The sequence below is a fragment of the Mesorhizobium sp. M00.F.Ca.ET.216.01.1.1 genome, from assembly GCF_004010325.2.
GTDB lineage: Bacteria > Pseudomonadota > Alphaproteobacteria > Rhizobiales > Rhizobiaceae > Mesorhizobium.
The window spans coordinates 1-213 of sequence record NZ_SADR02000690.1 but is presented as its reverse complement, the minus strand read 5'-3'; the positions used below and the strand labels follow the sequence as shown (position 1 = coordinate 213).

Annotated in this window: 1 pseudogene; it reads right to left on the bottom strand. The window is 56.3% G+C overall.

What is annotated here, in order from left to right:
- Nucleotides 1-213 (bottom strand): annotated as a pseudogene (locus tag EN859_RS37935) (IS630 family transposase); the annotation flags it as partial.

The following is a 213-nucleotide window of genomic DNA, read 5'->3' as shown; positions in this document are numbered from 1 at the left end:
CTAGTGGATGGAATCTAACACTTGGTGCCCACGTTTGACGGCAGCGATGATTTTGTCGGGGTCGGCGGTCCAAGTGAAAGGTTTGGGTTTCTGGTTGTGCTCGACGAGGAAGCGGTTGATTGCCGCCTGAAGGTCGACGACGGAGTGGAAGACGCCTCGCTTGAGACGACGCTTCGACAATTTGGCGAAGAAGCCTTCGACCGCGTTGAGCCA